Here is a 17,194-nt window from a genome sequence, read left to right on the forward strand (position 1 = left end):
GTTATCCTCCGGCAAGGTCTTTCAGCGTTCCAGCAACCGGTGCAGGAAGGCTGGCGGGACGATCGGCCATTCGTCTTTCCAGAGTCCTTCGCGCAGGTCGTAATTCAGGGTGTGCAGCAGTGACGTGATCCAGGTGCCTTCGTCGAGCAGCGGCCGGATGAGGCCCACGTCGGCGTGCTTGGCCACCACCGGCACCAGGGCACCCTTCGCGGCGTCGGTCTTCCCCGCCGCCGCGAGGCACGAGGCGAGCAGCAGCTGTGCCTGCGCCGCGGCCCGTGGGCGTCGCGCGGTGTCGATGGCATCGCGTAACTGCTGGGCGCGTGCGACCGCGGCGGCCGCCCGTTTCGCGGCACCCGACCGCAGCAGCATCCGGATCGCGGACTCCTCGCGCATTTCCGCGGTGATCGTCGCGATCCCGTCTACGCCGGACGGCGGTTCGGTGACGTAACTCGCGGTGAGTCCGAGCCGGACCTGCTCGTTGGCGATCCGGGTGGCCAGCCGCGGCAGCTTCAGGGCGCGCGCGGCCTCGGCGCCTTCGTCCAGGCGGCGCGCGGCGGCCGCGAGGTCACCGCGCAGAGCCTTGATGCGGGCGCCGGTGGCGTAGGCGGCCATCATGAATTCGACCGGCCCGCCCTCGGTGCCGAGCCGCCCCGCCTCGTCCAGCAGCCGTTCCGCGGCGGCGAGCTGGTCGCGTTCGTAGAGCAGTTCGCCCAGCAGAGCGCCGGCCAACCGCGCGGCGTAGGACTGCGGGCCCGACGAGGTGGTGGCGATGTGCAGAGCGGTCCGGAAACTGCGTTCCGCCGCGGCGATATCGAGCTGCTCCCGCGCCGCGATGCCGACCAGGCTGTTGCTGTACATCAGGCTGAACGTGTTGCGGGTTTCCCGGTAGTACGGGGCCGCCCAGTCGTGCCATTCGCGCGCTCGGTCGTAGTCGAACCGGCAGCTCGCGGAGAACGCGGCGAGGTTCGCGGCGGCGCCGAGCGCCCACGGCCCCAGCGTGTCGGCCCGGTCCAGGCACGCGGCGACCACGGCGTCCACGCCTTCCGGGCGGTCGGCGAACACGTGCTCCACGCCCTCGATGAGGTCGGCCTCGACCGCGACATCGGGGTCGGGCTCCGGAGACTTCTCCAGTGACGCCCGGACCAGTCGCAACGCGGCGTGCAGGTCGGTGGTCCGACGCAGCAGGGCATTCGTCCACGCCACACCGATCTGCAGTTGCGGGCGTGCGCAGGCTTCCGCCGTGGGAAGTTTGGCGACCAGGCCCAGGAACGTCGCGAGCTGTCCGTCCTGTACCAGGGCGCGGGTCTTCCCCTCGACGAAGTCGACGGCCTTCTTCTCGTCGCCGCAGGCCAGCGCGTGCTCGATGGCTTCGCTGAGCATTTGGTGCTCGGCGAACCAGGCGGCGGCCGCACGATGCAGTTCGGGCACCTGCTCGGGATGGTCGCGTTCGAGCCGCTGCCGGATGAACTCCGCGAACAGGTGGTGGTAACGGAACCATTCACCGGCTTCGTCGATCCGGCGCAGGAACAGATTGCGGCGTTCGAGGTTCTCCAGCACGGCCTGCCCATGCGGCCGACCGGTCAGCGCGGTGACCAGGCTGCCGCAGATGCGTTCGGGCAGCGAGGTTTTGAGCAGAACATCGAGCAGATCCGGCTCGACGGTGTCGAGCACGTTCTCGGCCAGGTATTCGCCGATGGTGTGATGACGCCCGGACAGGTGAGCGATCAGTGTCCCTGGGTCCGGGTGCTCGCGCAGCGACAGCGAAGCCAGCTGCAATGCGGCCGCCCAGCCTTCGGTGCAGTCGCGCAGCTCGGCGCTCTCCTTGTCGGCCAGCGCGACACCGCTCTGCTCGGCGAGCAACGCGCGCGCTTCCTCCGCGTCGAAACGCAATGCGGCGGCATCGATTTCGACCATCTCATGGCGAACGCGCATGGTGCCGAGCGGTAAACTCTCGACCGATCGGCTGGTCAGAATGATCTGCAGATGGTGTGAGCCCTGCTCGATCAGGAAATGCAACGCGTCGACGGCGGCCGGGTCGGTGACCCGATCCCAGTCGTCGATGACGAGCGCGAACCGATCGCCGCGTTCGTGGATGGTGTCGATCAGCGTGGTGAGCACATAGCGGGCCGCGCTGTCGCCGCCCTCTTCGAGTATCCGCGCCAACTGGGGCACCAGTTCCGGGCTGGCCCGGTTGAACGCCTCGATCAGGTGGGTGAGCAACCACACGACGTTGTTGTCGTCCCGGTCGGCGTTCAACCACGCCACCGTCACACCATCGGTTTCGGCCAGACGCTTGGCCCATTGGGCCGCCAGCGTGCTCTTGCCGAACCCGGCGGGGGCATGGATGACGGCAAGCCGCGGTCGCGGCTCGGTTTGCAACGCGTCCATCAGCCGGTCGCGGCGGACCAGTGGCCGGGAGGACATCGCCGGGCGGAACCTCGTCTCCGGTGTGGGCGGCGTCTTGGGGTGGGCCGAGGGGTGTCGTGCCGTGGCCGCCATGGGCCGGGTGCTGAGGTCTTCCTGTATCGAGATCGCCTGATCGACAGTAGGCAGCGTCATGTTCTGGATCGGCAGGCCGTTCGCGCGCTGGATATCGCGCAGCGATTCGCCGAACGCGGCGGCGGAGCGCGGACGGTTCGCCGGATCGTGCGACATGCTGGCCTCGATGGCGGCGCACACGTCGTCGGGGATGCCGTCGGGGCGCAGATCCGGGAGCGGATCCGCGGCGATCCGCAGGAACTGGGCGACGATCTGCTCGCCGGAGCGACGTTCGTACGCCGCGTGACCGGTGATCATGGCGAACAGCGTCGCGCCGAGCCCATAGACGTCGGAGGCCACCGACGGGACCCCCGAGCGCAGGACCTCCGGCGCGGTGAACGCCGGAGAACCGGTCACCACCCCGGCCGCGGTCTCGAAACCCCCTTCGACACGGGCTATCCCGAAGTCGGTGAGCTGCGGCTCGCCGTAGTCGGTGAGCAGCACGTTGTCCGGTTTGATGTCGCGATGCAGGATCCCCGCGCGATGCGCGGTCTCCAGGGCCCCGGCCAACTTGATGATGATCCCGATCGCCTCTTGCCACGGCAGGAAATTCTCGCGGCGGATGCGGTTGGCCAAGGAACCCTGCGAGTGATACGGCATCACCAGATAGGGGCGTCCGCTGGCGGTGGTGCCCACGTGCAGGATCGGCACGATGTTCGGGTGCCCGGACAGCGCGCCCATCGCCTGCTGCTCGCGCAGGAACCGCTCGACATTCTCCGGCTCCAGATCCGGCCGCCCGGTGAGGACCTTGACCGCGACGCTGCGATTCAGCGCGCGCTGCCGGCAGCGGTAGACCACGCCGAAGCCGCCCTTGCCGATCACGTGGGGGTCGTCGAGACCCGCGCCCTCCAGTTCCTGCTCGATACCTGGAGGCCGATCGCGCTGTGTGGCGAACGGGTCCGAACCAGCCATTGCCCTGCTCTGCCTCGGTGTCTACGGTCCTGCGATAGATACCCAGTTTATGCCTGGCGAACCTCCCGGTTCGGTTATTGCGACCGCTGTGGCCGGGAGGCGATCCATCCCGATGCGACGAACAGGATCACGCACATGACCATCGACGTCTGGGCGCAACACCCCACCCAGCGGTTCCTTGCCCACGACATGTTCGCCTCGCTCCGGCGCTGGACCGGCGCCACCATCCCGACCGGTGACATCCCGCTGACGGTCACCTTGGACGCGATGGACGCCGCGGGCGTCGACCAGGCGCTGATCTCGGCCTGGCACGCGCCGGACGGCGTTCTGATCTCCAACGACGAGGTCGCGGCATGGGCCGCGGAGGCGCCGCAGCGCCTGTTCCCCCTCGCGTCGGTGGATCTGCGCAGGCCGATGGACGCGGTGCGGGAACTGCGCCGCCGCGCCGAGCAAGGATTCAAGGGCTTGCGGGTGCTGCCGTGGTTGTGGGAGCTTCCGCCGACCGATCGGCGCTTCTATCCGCTGTTCGCGGCCTGTGTCGACCTGGGCCTCCCGTTCTGTACGCAGGTGGGGCACACCGGTCCGCTGCGGCCGTCGGAGACCGGCCGCCCCATCCCGTACATCGATCAGGTCGCGCTCGACTTCCCGGAACTGACCATCGTGTGCGGACATATCGGATATCCGTGGACGGAGGAAATGATCGCCGTCGCGCGCAAGCACGAGAACGTCGTCATCGACACCTCGGCCTATACGACGAAACGTCTTCCGGCGGAGCTGGTCTCGTACCTGAAGTCCGGTAGCGGCCGCCGCAAGGTGTTGTTCGGTACGAACTACCCGATGATCTTCCCGCAGCACGCGCTCGACGGGCTCGACGGGCTGGGCCTCGACGAGGAAACCCGCGAGCTGTATCTCGACGGCAACGCGCGTCGTGTGTTCGGGCTCTCGAGATGACGTGAGCCGCGGCGTGTCGAGGGTGCGTTGCGGAGGGCGGCGCGGGCCGGGCCATAGGATGCGCGTCGGCATACCGGAGTCGCCAAGGCCGTCCGCGTCGGCTCGCCCATGATCCGCGATCGCCGCCGACGTCCTCCGGCCGGTTCACTTCGTCAGGAGGTCACATGCTCTGGGTTGTCCAGGCGCTGGCGGTCGCGGCCGCCCTGCTCCACATCGGCATCTTCGTCATGGAATCCGTGCGGTTCAAAGATCCCAAGGTGTACAAGGGGATCTTCCAGGTGTCCGACAGTGATATGCCCGCGGCGCGGCCGTGGGCGTTCAACCAAGGCTTCTACAACCTGTTTCTCGCGGTGACGACGCTGGTGGGCGTGGCGCTCCTGCGGCCGGTCCCGGAGGCGGGCTGGGCGCTGGTGCTGACGGGATGCGGGTCGATGCTGGCCGCCGCGATCGTCCTGGTGGCCCACGATCGCCGGTTCGCCAGGGGCGCCGTAATACAGGGCACGCTGCCCATACTGACGTTGCTGGCCGCGCTGACCCAGCTCTGAGTGTCGCAGGCCCGGCGGGCGCCGAAATCGATTGTGCTCGATGGGCTCTGGGCATTCCGCGCTATCAGGAGCCCTTGACCGCAGAAGGGCGGACGCAATCTTGCGTTCGTGCATCTGTACGTGCATGATCCAGCTATCCTTGTTGTGACAACCGATCCGATGACCGGGATAACCGAATCGAGAGCCAATCATGTTGGTACAAAGAGCGTTGGTGTCGGGTGAACTCGGAGTAGGGCGGTGAGCGCGCCGACGGTCGGCGCATTACCGACCGCGCCGCAATTATTGTGCGCTTTCCAGGGACGCCGTTTCCAAGATCGGGAACTGCTACGGTCCGCGCACGCGCTCGCCGAGCTACATCAGCGCCGCGCCCAGCTGAAGGACGTCGCCCTCATTGCCGAAATCGACTGTCGGCGCAGCGAACTCGTCGACGATATCAATGACTGGGTGGCGCAGGAGATGCCGCAGCACCGCAACGGGGCCTCGTTGCACACCGAAAGCCTCGGCGCGGTGGTGGACCGGATGGCGCGTAGCTGGGTGGACGCGAATCAGGTCATCGATACCGAAGGCGCGCGCAGCGACAATACCCATAAACATTGGTATCACCTGGCCGAACTCGTCGACGGATACACTGATCTGGTAACCGACGTGGCCGGTGGCCGCCGCCGTCTGCCCGAGCAGTGATCAGCTCACCGGCACAGTGACGGCGGGCGCAACGGGGCGCCGCGCCCGGCGTGCCGCGTAGTCGACTGGCGCGGCACGCCCGCCACTCCCGGTGCGCGGCAATCACTCCGCGATGGCGGCAAGGCGCGGGGCGACCTTCGCGCCGAGCAGTTCGATGGTGTGCAAGACCTTTTCGTGCGGCAGTGTGCCGACGCTGGTGTGCAGCATGAAGCGGTCGAGTCCGAGCGTTTCACCGACCGCGGCGACCTTGTCGGCGACGTAGTCGGGCGTACCGACGAACAGCGAGCCTCCCGGTGCGCGCAAGGCGTCGAACTGGGCGCGTGTCATGGGTCCCCACCCGCGTTCGCGCCCGATGGTGCTCATCGCCAGTGCGTACGGCTCGTAGAAGTCGGCGACGGCTTGCTCGTCGGTGTCCGCGACATACCCGTGCGCGTGCACCGCGACCGCCTGTTTCGGGTGGCCTCCCTCTTCCAGAGCACGATGGTAGAGGTCCACCAGCGGCTTGAATCGGGCGGGCTGTCCGCCGATGATCGCGATGGCCAGCGGAAGGCCGAGCAGTCCGGCGCGGATCACCGATTCGGGGCTGCCGCCCACCGCGATCCAGACCGGCAGTGGCCGATGGTCGGTGCGCGGGTAGACGACGGTGTCGCGCAGCGGCGGACGGAACTTGCCGCTCCAGGTGACCGGCTCGTCCTGGCGAATGCGCAGCAGCAGCGCCAGCTTCTCGTCGAACAGTTCGTCGTAGTCGGCCAGGTCGTAACCGAACAGCGGGAACGACTCGGTGAACGAGCCGCGCCCGGCCATCAGCTCCGCGCGGCCCGCGGACAGGCCGTCCAGCGTCGCGAAGTCCTGGTACACCCGGACCGGATCGTCCGAGCTCAACACGCTGACCGCGCTGGTGAGTCGGATCCGCTCGGTGCGGGCCGCGATCGCCGCGAGCACGACCGCGGGCGAGGAGGCGGCGAAGTCCTTGCGGTGGTGTTCACCGACGCCGTACACGTCGAGTCCCGCCCGCTCGGTGGCGACGGCCTCCTCGACCACTTCGCGCAGCCGCTCGGCCGCCGTCGGTGCGGGCCGGTCGCCGACGGGATAGAGCTCGGCGAACGTCGTGAGTCCCAGTTCCACGGTTCGAGCCTCTTTCCGGATAGTTTCGATGTCAACCAACACCTGTAAACGGACCGTGGTCCGAAACTATTCCAGCTGGCCTTCGGCATCGGTCCGACCCTCCGATTACGCTGTTCGCTATGTCTGTCCGCACCCGCAAGCCGCTCATCCCCGGCACGCTGTCGCCCACCCGTGAAGTCCCGCACGCCATCGAGCGCCCGGAGTACGCGTGGAAGAAGACCGCCAACGAGGGGCGTGAGCCCTGGGTGCAGACCGCGGAGACGATCGAGCAGATGCGGATCGCCGGCAAGATCGCCGCGCAGGCCCTGGAGGAGGCGGGCAAGGCGGTCGCGCCGGGCGTCACCACCGATGAACTGGACCGCATCGCGCACGAGTACCTGTGCGACCACGGCGCGTATCCGTCGACCCTGGGCTACAAGGGATTTCCGAAATCCTGCTGCACCTCGCTGAACGAGGTGATCTGCCACGGTATCCCGGACTCCACCGTGATCGAGGACGGCGACATCGTCAATATCGACGTCACGGCCTATATCCACGGCGTGCACGGCGACACCAACAAGACCTTCCTGGCCGGTGCGGTCGACGAGGAGGTGCGCCTGCTCGTCGAGCGGACCGAGGAGGCCACCATGCGGGCCATCAAGGCGGTCCGGCCGGGCCGCGCGCTCAACGTGATCGGGCGGGTCATCGAGTCCTACGCCAACCGCTTCGGCTACGGCGTGGTGCGCGACTTCACCGGCCACGGCGTCGGCCCCACTTTCCACAGCGGCTTGGTCGTCCTGCACTACGACCAGCCCGCGGTGGAGACCGTCATCGAACCGGGCATGACGTTCACCATCGAGCCGATGATCAACCTGGGCGGGATCGATTACGAGATCTGGGACGACGGCTGGACCGTCGTCACCAAGGACCGTAAGTGGACCGCGCAGTTCGAGCACACCCTGGTCGTGACCGAGTCGGGGGCCGAGATCCTGACCCTGCCGTGACCCGCGGCCTGGTCGGGGTGGTCCTGCTACGGCATTCGGCGGCTTGGGCGATCGGGCCCGGTGGGGTGCGATGAAGGGCGCGCTGCTGGTCGCGGGCACGACCTCCGACGCGGGTAAGAGCGTCGTGGTGGCCGGGATCTGCCGGATGCTGGCCCGGCGTGGTGTGCGTGTCGCGCCGTTCAAGGCGCAGAACATGTCCAACAATTCCGTCGTCACGCTCGACGGCGGGGAGATCGGCCGGGCGCAGGCGTTGCAGGCGCAGGCATGCGGGCTGGAACCGAGCGTCCGATTCAATCCGGTCCTGCTCAAGCCCGGCAGTGATCGGCGTTCGCAGCTCGTGGTGCGGGGTAGGGCTGTCGGCACGGTCGGAGCCGAGGACTACTTCCGGCACCGACGGGAACTGCGTGCCGTCGTTGCCGCCGAACTCGCCGCGCTGCGCGCCGAATTCGACGTGGTGATCTGCGAGGGCGCCGGATCGCCCGCCGAGATCAACCTGCGCGCGACGGATCTGGCGAACATGGGCCTCGCGCGCGCCGCGCGGCTGCCGGTGCTGCTCGTCGGCGACATCGATCGCGGCGGCGTGCTGGCCCACCTGTTCGGCACCCTCGCGATCCTCGAGCCCGAAGACCAGCAATTGATCTCGGGCTTCGTCGTCAACAAGTTCCGCGGCGCGCGGGAGCTGCTGCGGCCCGGTCTCGAGCGCCTCACCGAGCTCACCGGCCGCCCCACCCTCGGGGTGCTCCCGTACGCCGAGGACCTCTGGATCGACGCCGAGGACTCGCTCGGCACGCTCGCCGACGCGCCGGTGGGCCGTCCGCGACCGCCGATGGGCGCCGAATGGCTGACCGTCGCCGCGATCCGGCTGCCGCGCATCTCCAACTCCACCGACATCGAGGCGCTGGCCTGCGAACCGGGCGTCGCGGTGCGCTGGGTGAGCGAGCCGTCCCGGCTCGCGGGCGCGGATCTGGTGATCGTGCCGGGCAGCAAGGCGACGGTGTCGGATCTGGGGTGGTTGCGGCGCACCGGTATCGCCGAGGCGCTGCGCGCACGCGCCGCCGCGGGCGGTCCGATCCTGGGGATCTGCGGCGGGTACCAGATGCTCGGTACCCGCATCCTCGACCGGGTGGAGTCCGGCGACGGCGAGGTGGACGGGCTCGGGTTGCTCGATCTCAGCATCGAATTCGCCGAGCCGAAGGTCTTGCGCCGAAGCGTTGGACATGTCGGCGGAATCCCCGTGCGGGGCTACGAGATCCACCACGGCCGCGTGACGCGCCGCGGCGACCCGCCGTGGCTCACGGTCGACGGCGAGCCGGAGGGCAGCGTGCGCGGGGCGGTGTGGGGCACCCATCTGCACGGGCTGCTGGAGTCGGACGAATTGCGGCGCAATTGGCTGCGCACGGTCGCGGCGGCCGCGCGGCGTTCGGGTTTCGTTGTGGCCGAGGATGTTTCGGTGGCCGCCGTGCGGGCCGCGCAGCTCGATCTCGTGGCCGGGTTGGTCGAAGACCATCTCGACGTCGCGGCGATCGAGCGCCTCCTCACCGATGGCGCACCCGCTGATCTGCCGATCTTGTCCACCGACGCTGTTCTCGCTGGTGACCGTATCGGTTGACGCCGCCGACCCGGCGCCTTACCTTGCAGTAAGGAATCCGGCCCCAGGTAAGGCGGGCCGATCGCAGCGAAGGATCACGGTCGGGTGAGGGATATGGCGACGGACAAGAAGCCCAACAGCCGAGGGGGAAGCGTGGTGTCGGCGACCGTGACCAGCAAGGGGCAGATCACCATCCCGATCGACGTGCGCGTCGCGATGGGGCTGCGTGCCGGTGTGCGGGTCGCCTTCGTGCCCACCCCGACCGGCACCTACGAGCTGGTGCCCGAGACGCGCACGATCAAGGCGCTGAAGGGCATCGTCGGCTGGTCCGGCTCACCCATCGGCCTCGCCGAGATGAACGAGGCGATCGCGGGCAACGTCGTGGAGGGCAAGCGGTGATGATCGGTCTGGACGCGAACGTGCTCATCCGCTACCTCACCCAGGACGACCCGGAGCAGTCCGCCCGGGCCAACCAGGTGATCGACGGGCTCAGTGAGAGCAGGCCCGGCTACGTCACGATGATCGTGCTCGCCGAGATCCACTGGGTGCTGCGCCGCGGCTACAAACAGGACCCCGAAGCCGTCACCGACGTGCTGCTGGGCCTGCTCGATTCCAGCGAGATCGTGGTGGAGCGCGCCGACACGGTGCGGCAGGCGCTGCGCCGGGCCGCCGACGGCGCGGACTTCGCCGACGCGCTGATCCAGCAGCTCGGCCAGGAGGCGGGGTGTGAGCTGACCGTCACCTTCGACCACAACGCAGGTGAGCAGGCCGGAATGCGCCTGCTCGCCTGACTGCCGCCCGCACACTCGCCCCTGCGCCCCGGCCATCCGTGTAGCGTGATCCGGCATGGAATCACGGCAGATCACGGTCGGTGACCGGGCGTGGACCGTGCGGATCGATGGGCCGCAGTCCCGGCACAGCGTGCTGCTGCTGCCCGACGCGGGTGATCCGGCGGACGTCTACGACCAGGTATGCGCCCGCTTGCACACGTCGGACCTGCGCACCTTCGCAGTGGAGTCGATCGATGGCCTGAACGCGGCCGGTGTGACCGCGATCCTGGACGAGCTCGGGCTGCCGTGGGTGAACGTCGCCGGACGCGGTGCGGGCGCCGTGCTGGCCTGGCAGGCGTGCGCTCGCGGCTTCGGCCGGTTCCAGAGCCTGGTCGTCGCCGACCGGGGCCATCCGGCCGCTCCAGGCGCCGAGGGCGCGGTGCTGGACGCGACCACCGGTCCGGTGGAGGTGCCGACCACGCTGCTGGTCACCAAGAACCTGCCGCGCTCGGTGGCCGACGCGTCCGGGCGGTTGGTCTACGGCGAGTTCCGGGTGATCGAGGTGGACGTCACCAACGTGGCCACCGAAGCCGACCACGAGCTGGCCACCGAGATCGTGCTACGCACCAGCCTCTGGTGACTGCTCCCGGACCGCGGCCTGGTAGCCCGCCAGCCAATCCAGCCAGCTGTCCAGCTCGGCGAACGCCTGAGCCAGCGCCTCGGGGCCGGACAGGAACACGTCGTGCTTGGCGCCGTCGATCGGCACCATGTTGGTGCGGTCGCCCAGGCAGCCCGACCAGCGCTGGATCTGCTTGACGTCGAGCACCGCGTCGGCCACGTCCACCGCGGGACCGTACCGCCGGGCGAACTTGGTCATCCTGGAGCGCAGGATCAGCGACGGCACGCCGATATCGAGGCCCTCGTGCAGCCGCGCGTGTCCGTTGCGGATCGCGCGCAACCATCCGAGCCGAACCGGGAAGCCCTCCAATGGCTTCCAGTCCAGGTTGTAGTCCCACTCGCCGGACACCGACCGGTGCAGGCTGTCGCCGTAGGTGCTGATCTTGCCCCCGGGGAGTTCGACCATCTTCCGGAACCGCCCCACGGCCTTGATGACCCGCGTTCCGATGGTCCGGTAGTACGCAGGCCCTTGCAGGTCGAACCACGGGCTGTTGAGCACCAGACCGGTGATCCCGGCGGCGGCCGTTCCCCGGGCGCGGTTGAGCCGGTCCAGCCACAGCGACGCGACCAGGCCGCCGGTGGAATGCGCGTTGACGACCACCGGCGCACCGGTCTCGGCCTGCACGATCCGCAGCGACTCGTCCAGTTCCCGGTCGTAGAAAGCGAGATCCGTCACATAGTGCGGCGTGTGCCCTTCCCGCAGCGAGCGGCCGCACTTACGCAGATCGAGCGCGTAGAACTGGAACCCGCGCGCGGCGAAGTGCTCGGCGAGGTGCTCCTGAAAGAAGTAGTCGGTGAATCCGTGGACGTAGAGCACCGCGCCCGCGGTCTGCTCGACGGCGCCGGAAGGCACATAGCGCACCAGCGTGGCGACCACGTCGCCTTCGCCGTCGGGATCGGGGCCAAGCGGCAGCGTGCGCTGCTGGTAGTGCGGACCTAGGACGTCGGGGCGCCAGCCACCGTCGGCAGCGGTGTCGCGGACGCCATCCGGAGAGGTGCCGCCCGGCCCGGCGAGCGACTGTTCGTTCGTCACGCGACCAATGTATTGGACAGCGGCACGAGCCGACAGACCGTCGCGGTCTCCCTGCCGCCGAAGTGACGACGATCTCTGTCGCATTCCGCACATTCGGCAGGCTGGTCGCGTGGCGCGGGGGTGGTGAGGTGCACAATTGGGCCTAGGTGAACGGCGGGTAACCTGACTCCCGCCATGCTGTTCGGGAACGGCGGAGCCGGACCCGAGTGACAACCACACACCGTGCCCAGGCAGGTCCACCCGCCCGGTGGGCCCGCGCAGAAGGACAAGGAAGTCGATCTACCCGTGCCGAACGCTGCCCTGACTGAAAAGACCGATGTAGTACTCATCGGTGCCGGCATCATGAGTGCCACTCTCGGCGCGCTGCTGCGGCAGCTGCAGCCGGACTGGTCGATCTCCCTGTTCGAGCGGCTCGACGCCGCCGCCGCGGAGAGCAGCGACCCGTGGAACAACGCGGGCACCGGACACTCCGCCCTGTGTGAGCTGAACTACAGCCCGCAGAACCCCGACGGTTCGGTGGACATCACCAAGGCCGTCGACATCAACGAGCGCTTCCAGGTCTCGCGCCAGTTCTGGTCCTACGGCGTGGAGAACGGCATCCTCGGCGATCCGTCTGCCTTCATCAACCCGATCCCGCACGTCAGCTTCGTGCACGGCGCCGACAACGTGCAGTACCTGCGCAAGCGGTACGAGGCGCTGGCGCCGCACCCGCTGTTCGAGGGCATGGAATACATCGACCGCCCCGACGAGTTCGCCCGGCGTCTGCCGCTGATGACCCGCGGCCGGGACTTCTCCGAGCCGATCGCGCTGAACTGGACCGACGGCGGCACCGACATCGACTTCGGCTCGCTCACCCAGGAGTTGCTCGCCTACCTCGGCGCCACCGGCGCCGACTTGGCCTTCGGCCACGAGGTGCGTGACCTGTCCAAGCGGTCCGACGGATCCTGGCTGGTCACGGTCCGCAACGTCCGCACCCGCGAAACCCGCACTCTGATCAGCAAATTTGTGTTCGTCGGCGCGGGCGGCGGCGCGCTGCCGCTGCTGCAGAAGGCGAACATCAAGGAGGCCAAGGGATTCGGCGGATTCCCGGTCAGTGGCCAGTTCTTCCGCTGCGTCAACCCGGCGCTGATCCGCCAGCACGAGGCCAAGGTCTACGGCAAGGCCGCGGTAGGCGCGCCGCCGATGTCGGTGCCGCACTTGGACACTCGCGTGATCAAGGGCCGGCCGGGCCTGCTGTTCGGGCCCTACGCGGGCTGGACGCCGAAGTTCCTCAAGGACGGCAAGAACACCGACCTGTTCAAGTCGGTGCGGCCGAACAACATCTTCTCCCTGCTCGGCGTCGGCGTCACCGAGCTGGGCCTGACCAAGTACCTGGTCAGCGAGCTGCTGAAGTCCGAGGCGGGCAAGGTGATCACGCTGTCGGAGTTCATCCCGCGCGCCGAGGCCAGGGACTGGGAGCTGATCACCGCGGGCCAGCGCGTGCAGGTGATCCGGCGCAAGGGCGTCGGCGGCGTGCTCGAGTTCGGCACCGCCGTGATCGCCGCGCAGGACGGCACCATCGCCGGTCTGCTCGGCGCTTCGCCGGGCGCATCGACCTGCGTCACCGCCATGCTCGACGTCTTGCAGCGCTGCTTCCCGCGGGAGTACGCCGAGTGGACGCCGAAGCTGAAGGAAATGGTGCCGTCGCTGGGCGTGAAGCTTTCGGACAACCCGGCGCTGTTCCACGAAGTGTGGGATTGGACCTCCAAGGCGCTCAACCTCGTCGGCGGTGGCGACAACACGCCGAGGCACGCGGGGGTCGCGGCGAACGCCTAGGTTGTGATAGCAAGGCGCGATGATGTCAACGGTTGCTCTCAAACGGTCATGGGCGCAGGATCTGGATACCGCGACGCTCTACCAGCTGTTGAAACTGCGCGTCGAAGTCTTCGTCGTCGAACAGAAATGCGCCTACCCGGAACTGGACGGGCATGACCTGCTGCCCGAGACCAGGCATTTCTGGCTCGATGACGAGGGCGAGGTGATCGCGACGCTGCGCCTGTGCGAGGAGCACCAGGACGGGGTGAAGAGCTTCCGCATCGGCAGGCTCTGCACCGCGGCGCCCGCGCGCGGGCACGGCTACACCACCCGGCTGCTGCAGGCGGCGCTGGCCGAGGTCGGTTCGGCGACGGTGCGGTTGTCCGCGCAGAGCTACCTGGTCGACCTGTACACCAAGCACGGTTTCAAGGTCGACGGCGAGGAGTTCGACGAGGACGGCATCGCGCACGTGCCGATGCGCAGGGGTGGGGAGTAGGTAGCCCCCGTACCGCCATTCGCACCCGCTCCGGGCGTTCCGGGGCGGGTGCGGGCGTTTACGGCCTCGCTCGGCGCGGCGGAGGGAACTGATCCTGGCCGCGAACGTTGTTCGGAAGACTCGTCTCCACGGTATTCGGGCGAGGGGTGCGGGTTCGGTGCGGATGGAGGGCGACGATCGGCAACTGGCGCGGCGTGCCTAGAGTTGGGGCGTGTCCGTGTCCCATGCCGAAACCGCGCCTGTGTCCGATCAGCACGCCCGAACGCGTCCGGGTTCGGACGGTGAGGCCGGGTTTCCCTTCTCGGCCGTAGTCGGACAAGAACGGCTGCAACTGGCGCTGATCCTGTGCGCGGTGCATCCCGGCATCGGCGGCGTGCTGGTTCGCGGCGAGAAGGGCACCGCCAAGTCGACCGTGGTGCGTGCGCTGGCCCAGTTGTTGCCGCCGGTCGTGGACGAGACGGGGGCGCGACCCGCCCGGCTGGTGGAGCTGCCGGTGGGCGCGACCGAGGACCGCGTGGTCGGTTCCCTCGACCTGGAGCGTGTTCTGCGCGACGGGGAGCAGGCGTTCCGTCCCGGCCTGCTGGCCGCCGCGCACCACGGTGTGCTCTACGTCGACGAGGTCAACCTGCTGCACGACCATCTGGTGGACGTGCTGCTCGACGCGGCGGCGATGGGCCGGGTGCACATCGAACGCGACGGCGTCTCGCATTCGCATCCGGCGCGTTTCGTGCTGGTCGGCACGATGAACCCGGAAGAAGGCGAGCTGCGCCCGCAGCTGCTGGACCGGTTCGGGCTGACCGTGGACGTGGCCGCTTCCCGAGATGTGGACGTGCGGATGGCGGTGGTGCGCCGGAGGCTGGACTACGAGGCCGATCCGGCGGGATTCGCGGCGCGGTACGCCGAGGATGATCGCGCGGTGGCCGAGCGGATCCTCGCCGCCAGGGACCGGGTCGGCCTGGTGGTGCTCGACGATGTGGAGTTGCGCCGGATCGCCGCGCTGTGCGCCGCGTTCGATGTCGACGGGATGCGCGCCGATCTGGTCGTCGCCCGGACCGCGACCGCGCATGCCGCCTGGCGCGGCGGCGACACGGTGACCGAGGACGACGTGCGCGTCGCCGCCGAACTGGCGCTGCCGCACCGGCGCAGGCGTGATCCGTTCGACGAGCCGGGCATCAGCGAACAGCAGCTCGACGACGCCATGCGCGACGCCGCGGCCGAGGCGCGGCGCGAGGAGCAGTCGCCTACGCAGACCGAAGAATCAGCGCCACAGGGTGCGGAACCGGACGGTGTTTCCGGCGACGAACCCGACGGCGGGCCGGAGGATCCTTCGCCGCCGGACGGGCCGGGCGGCGGATCGGGCGAAGGACGCAGTGGCGCACCGGTTTCCGCGCCCGCGCGGCCGCCGCGCTGGGAGGTGCCGGGCGTCGGTGAGGGTGCGCCGGGTAGACGGTCGCGCGCCGAGTCACGGCACGGGCGCGTCGTACGTTCCAGCATCGAGCCCTCCTCGGGGCTGCATCTGCTCGGCACGGTGTTCGCCGCCGCACCGCATCAACGGTCCCGCGGACGTAACGGGGGCCCGTTGCGGTTGGCCGCCGACGACCTACGCGGCGCGTATCGCGAGGGGCGAGAAGGCAATCTGATCGTCTTCGTGGTCGACGCGTCCGGCTCCATGGCCGCACGGGACCGGCTGTCGGCCGTCACCGGCGCGGTGGTCACGCTGCTGCGGGACGCCTACCAGCGCCGCGACAAGGTCGCCGTCGTCACCGTGCGCGGCGCGGACGCCGAACTCGTGTTGCCGCCGACCTCGTCGGTCGACATCGCGGTGCGGCGGTTGTCCGGGATGCGCACCGGCGGGAAGACTCCGCTCGCGGCGGGCCTGCTGAAGGCGCGCGAGGTGGTGCGGCGCGAGCGCGTGCGCGACCCGCGCCGCAGGCCGATGCTGGTGCTGCTGACCGACGGCCGCGCGACCGGCGGCGCCGATCCCGTTCCACGCGCCCGCGCCGCCGCGTCTTTGCTGGCGAAGGACGCGGTCACGTCCATCGTCGTCGACTGCGAGCGCGGCATGATCCGCCTCGGTCTCGCCGCGGACCTCGCGCGCGATCTGCGCGGCGGATATCTGAGACTGGCCGAGCTGACCGGAGATTCGGTGGCCGATATCGTCCGCGCGGGCTCGGGCAGCGTGCGCGGTGCCTCGGTGCGGGCCGCTTGAGCAGCGGAACTATGCCCTCGCACGCAGGGCATTCGGCCGCCGCGGGGTTGACGACGCGGTCGGATCGGCTGGTCGGTGGTGGCGCGAGACGAGCCGGTCGACGCGGAATGCTTGGTGTGCGAACGCGTTTGGCGATTTCTCCGGTCGGCCGACTGTGGGCGGGCCGGATGTGTGGGACTTCCGTGCATGATCCGGCCGCGCTGGCGGACGTCGGCGCGGCGCGAAGGCCCGGAACCGTTTCGGAGTGAGCCGAGAACAGCAAGGAGATTTCGATGCCCAAGGGTGTTCCGGAGACCGTTCCAGAGGACGGGCTGACCACGCGGCAGCGGCGCAATCAGCCGGTGCTCGCGGTGCATACCGGGCCGGGCAAGGGTAAGTCGACGGCCGCGTTCGGGATGGCGCTGCGGGCCTGGAACCAGGGCTTCGACGTCGCGGTGTTCCAATTCGTGAAGAGCGCCAAATGGAAGGTGGGCGAAGAGGCGGCTTTCCGCGCCCTCGGCACGCTGCACGAGCAGACCGGCGCGGGCGCGCCGGTCGAGTGGCACAAGATGGGCGAAGGCTGGTCCTGGACGCGCAAACAGGGCACCGAGGAGGACCACGCCGCTGCCGCGCTGGCCGGCTGGCAGGAAATCGCCCGGCGCCTGAAGGCCGAGCAGCACCGCTTCTATGTCCTCGACGAATTCACCTATCCGCTGAAGTGGGGTTGGGTGGACCCGACCGAAGTGGTCGACACCCTGATCAACCGTCCCGGCAACCAACATGTCGTCATCACCGGCCGTGACGCTCCGGCCGCCCTGATCGAAGCCGCCGACCTCGTCACCGAGATGACCAAGCTCAAACACCCCATGGACGCGGGCCGCAAAGGCCAACGAGGCATCGAATGGTGACTCT

At 69.0% G+C, this 17,194-nt stretch carries 15 protein-coding genes; 12 read left to right on the forward strand and 3 right to left on the reverse strand.

Annotation, left to right across the window (positions count from 1 at the left end; translation table 11 throughout):
* Positions 1-21 precede the first annotated feature (21 nt).
* Positions 22-3,450 (reverse strand): protein kinase domain-containing protein, encoded by a 3,429-nt coding sequence (locus ACWPXK_RS12240; protein ID WP_454196165.1) that lies wholly within the window; start codon positions 3,448-3,450, stop codon positions 22-24.
* A 135-nt stretch (positions 3,451-3,585) separates the two neighbouring features.
* Between ACWPXK_RS12240 and ACWPXK_RS12245 the strand changes: the two genes are divergently transcribed.
* The 3 genes from ACWPXK_RS12245 (at position 3,586) to ACWPXK_RS12255 (ending at position 5,627) form a co-directional block, all read left to right on the forward strand.
* The gene (locus ACWPXK_RS12245; RefSeq protein ID WP_454196166.1) at positions 3,586-4,401 is read left to right on the forward strand and encodes an amidohydrolase family protein; all 816 of its coding nucleotides are present in this window, start codon (positions 3,586-3,588) and stop codon (positions 4,399-4,401) included.
* 164 nt (positions 4,402-4,565) lie between these two features.
* Positions 4,566-4,946: a DUF1304 domain-containing protein gene (locus ACWPXK_RS12250; protein ID WP_454196167.1), complete on the forward strand. Its 381-nt coding sequence runs from the start codon at positions 4,566-4,568 to the stop codon at positions 4,944-4,946.
* Positions 4,947-5,267: 321 nt separating this feature from the next.
* Positions 5,268-5,627, forward strand: a complete 360-nt coding sequence (locus tag ACWPXK_RS12255; RefSeq protein ID WP_454196436.1) for a DUF4254 domain-containing protein — start codon at positions 5,268-5,270, stop codon at positions 5,625-5,627.
* Positions 5,628-5,729: 102 nt separating this feature from the next.
* Here ACWPXK_RS12255 and ACWPXK_RS12260 read toward each other — a convergent pair whose 3' ends face one another.
* A complete protein-coding gene (locus ACWPXK_RS12260; RefSeq protein ID WP_454196168.1) occupies positions 5,730-6,752 on the reverse strand; it encodes an LLM class flavin-dependent oxidoreductase in 1,023 nt (340 codons plus the stop codon).
* Positions 6,753-6,871: 119 nt separating this feature from the next.
* On the opposite strand from ACWPXK_RS12260, the gene map reads away from it, so the two are divergent.
* The 5 genes from map to ACWPXK_RS12285 all read left to right on the forward strand — a co-directional run bounded on the left by map (position 6,872) and on the right by ACWPXK_RS12285 (position 10,733).
* Positions 6,872-7,735 carry a type I methionyl aminopeptidase gene (map, locus tag ACWPXK_RS12265; RefSeq protein ID WP_454196169.1) on the forward strand — a complete coding sequence of 288 codons (864 nt, stop codon included), beginning with the start codon at positions 6,872-6,874 and terminating at the stop codon, positions 7,733-7,735.
* Between the two features lie 70 nt (positions 7,736-7,805).
* Positions 7,806-9,344 (forward strand): cobyric acid synthase, encoded by a 1,539-nt coding sequence (locus tag ACWPXK_RS12270; protein ID WP_454196170.1) that lies wholly within the window; start codon positions 7,806-7,808, stop codon positions 9,342-9,344.
* A gap of 93 nt (positions 9,345-9,437) precedes the next feature.
* A complete protein-coding gene (locus ACWPXK_RS12275) occupies positions 9,438-9,722 on the forward strand; it encodes an AbrB/MazE/SpoVT family DNA-binding domain-containing protein (protein WP_364326196.1) in 285 nt (94 codons plus the stop codon).
* A complete protein-coding gene (locus ACWPXK_RS12280; protein WP_364326198.1) occupies positions 9,722-10,114 on the forward strand; it encodes a PIN domain-containing protein in 393 nt (130 codons plus the stop codon). Before ACWPXK_RS12275 ends, ACWPXK_RS12280 begins: the two co-directional genes overlap by 1 nt.
* A gap of 55 nt (positions 10,115-10,169) precedes the next feature.
* Positions 10,170-10,733, forward strand: a complete 564-nt coding sequence (locus tag ACWPXK_RS12285; RefSeq protein WP_454196171.1) for an alpha/beta hydrolase — start codon at positions 10,170-10,172, stop codon at positions 10,731-10,733.
* Here ACWPXK_RS12285 and ACWPXK_RS12290 read toward each other — a convergent pair.
* Positions 10,713-11,804: an alpha/beta hydrolase gene (locus ACWPXK_RS12290; RefSeq protein WP_454196172.1), complete on the reverse strand. Its 1,092-nt coding sequence runs from the start codon at positions 11,802-11,804 to the stop codon at positions 10,713-10,715. The genes ACWPXK_RS12285 and ACWPXK_RS12290 overlap by 21 nt on opposite strands.
* Before the next feature lie 285 nt (positions 11,805-12,089).
* Here ACWPXK_RS12290 and mqo point away from each other — a divergent pair, with 285 nt between their 5' ends.
* From mqo to cobO, 4 genes are all read left to right on the forward strand, one after another.
* The gene (gene mqo / locus ACWPXK_RS12295) at positions 12,090-13,619 is read left to right on the forward strand and encodes a malate dehydrogenase (quinone) (RefSeq protein ID WP_454196437.1); all 1,530 of its coding nucleotides are present in this window, start codon (positions 12,090-12,092) and stop codon (positions 13,617-13,619) included.
* A 19-nt stretch (positions 13,620-13,638) separates the two neighbouring features.
* Positions 13,639-14,094: a GNAT family N-acetyltransferase gene (locus ACWPXK_RS12300; protein WP_454196173.1), complete on the forward strand. Its 456-nt coding sequence runs from the start codon at positions 13,639-13,641 to the stop codon at positions 14,092-14,094.
* 241 nt (positions 14,095-14,335) lie between these two features.
* Positions 14,336-16,303 (forward strand): magnesium chelatase subunit D family protein, encoded by a 1,968-nt coding sequence (locus tag ACWPXK_RS12305; RefSeq protein WP_454196438.1) that lies wholly within the window; start codon positions 14,336-14,338, stop codon positions 16,301-16,303.
* Between the two features lie 272 nt (positions 16,304-16,575).
* Positions 16,576-17,190, forward strand: a complete 615-nt coding sequence (cobO, locus tag ACWPXK_RS12310; protein ID WP_454196174.1) for a cob(I)yrinic acid a,c-diamide adenosyltransferase — start codon at positions 16,576-16,578, stop codon at positions 17,188-17,190.
* The last annotated feature ends 4 nt before the right edge of the window (positions 17,191-17,194 follow it).

This window comes from Nocardia sp. Marseille-Q1738 (assembly GCF_965283145.1).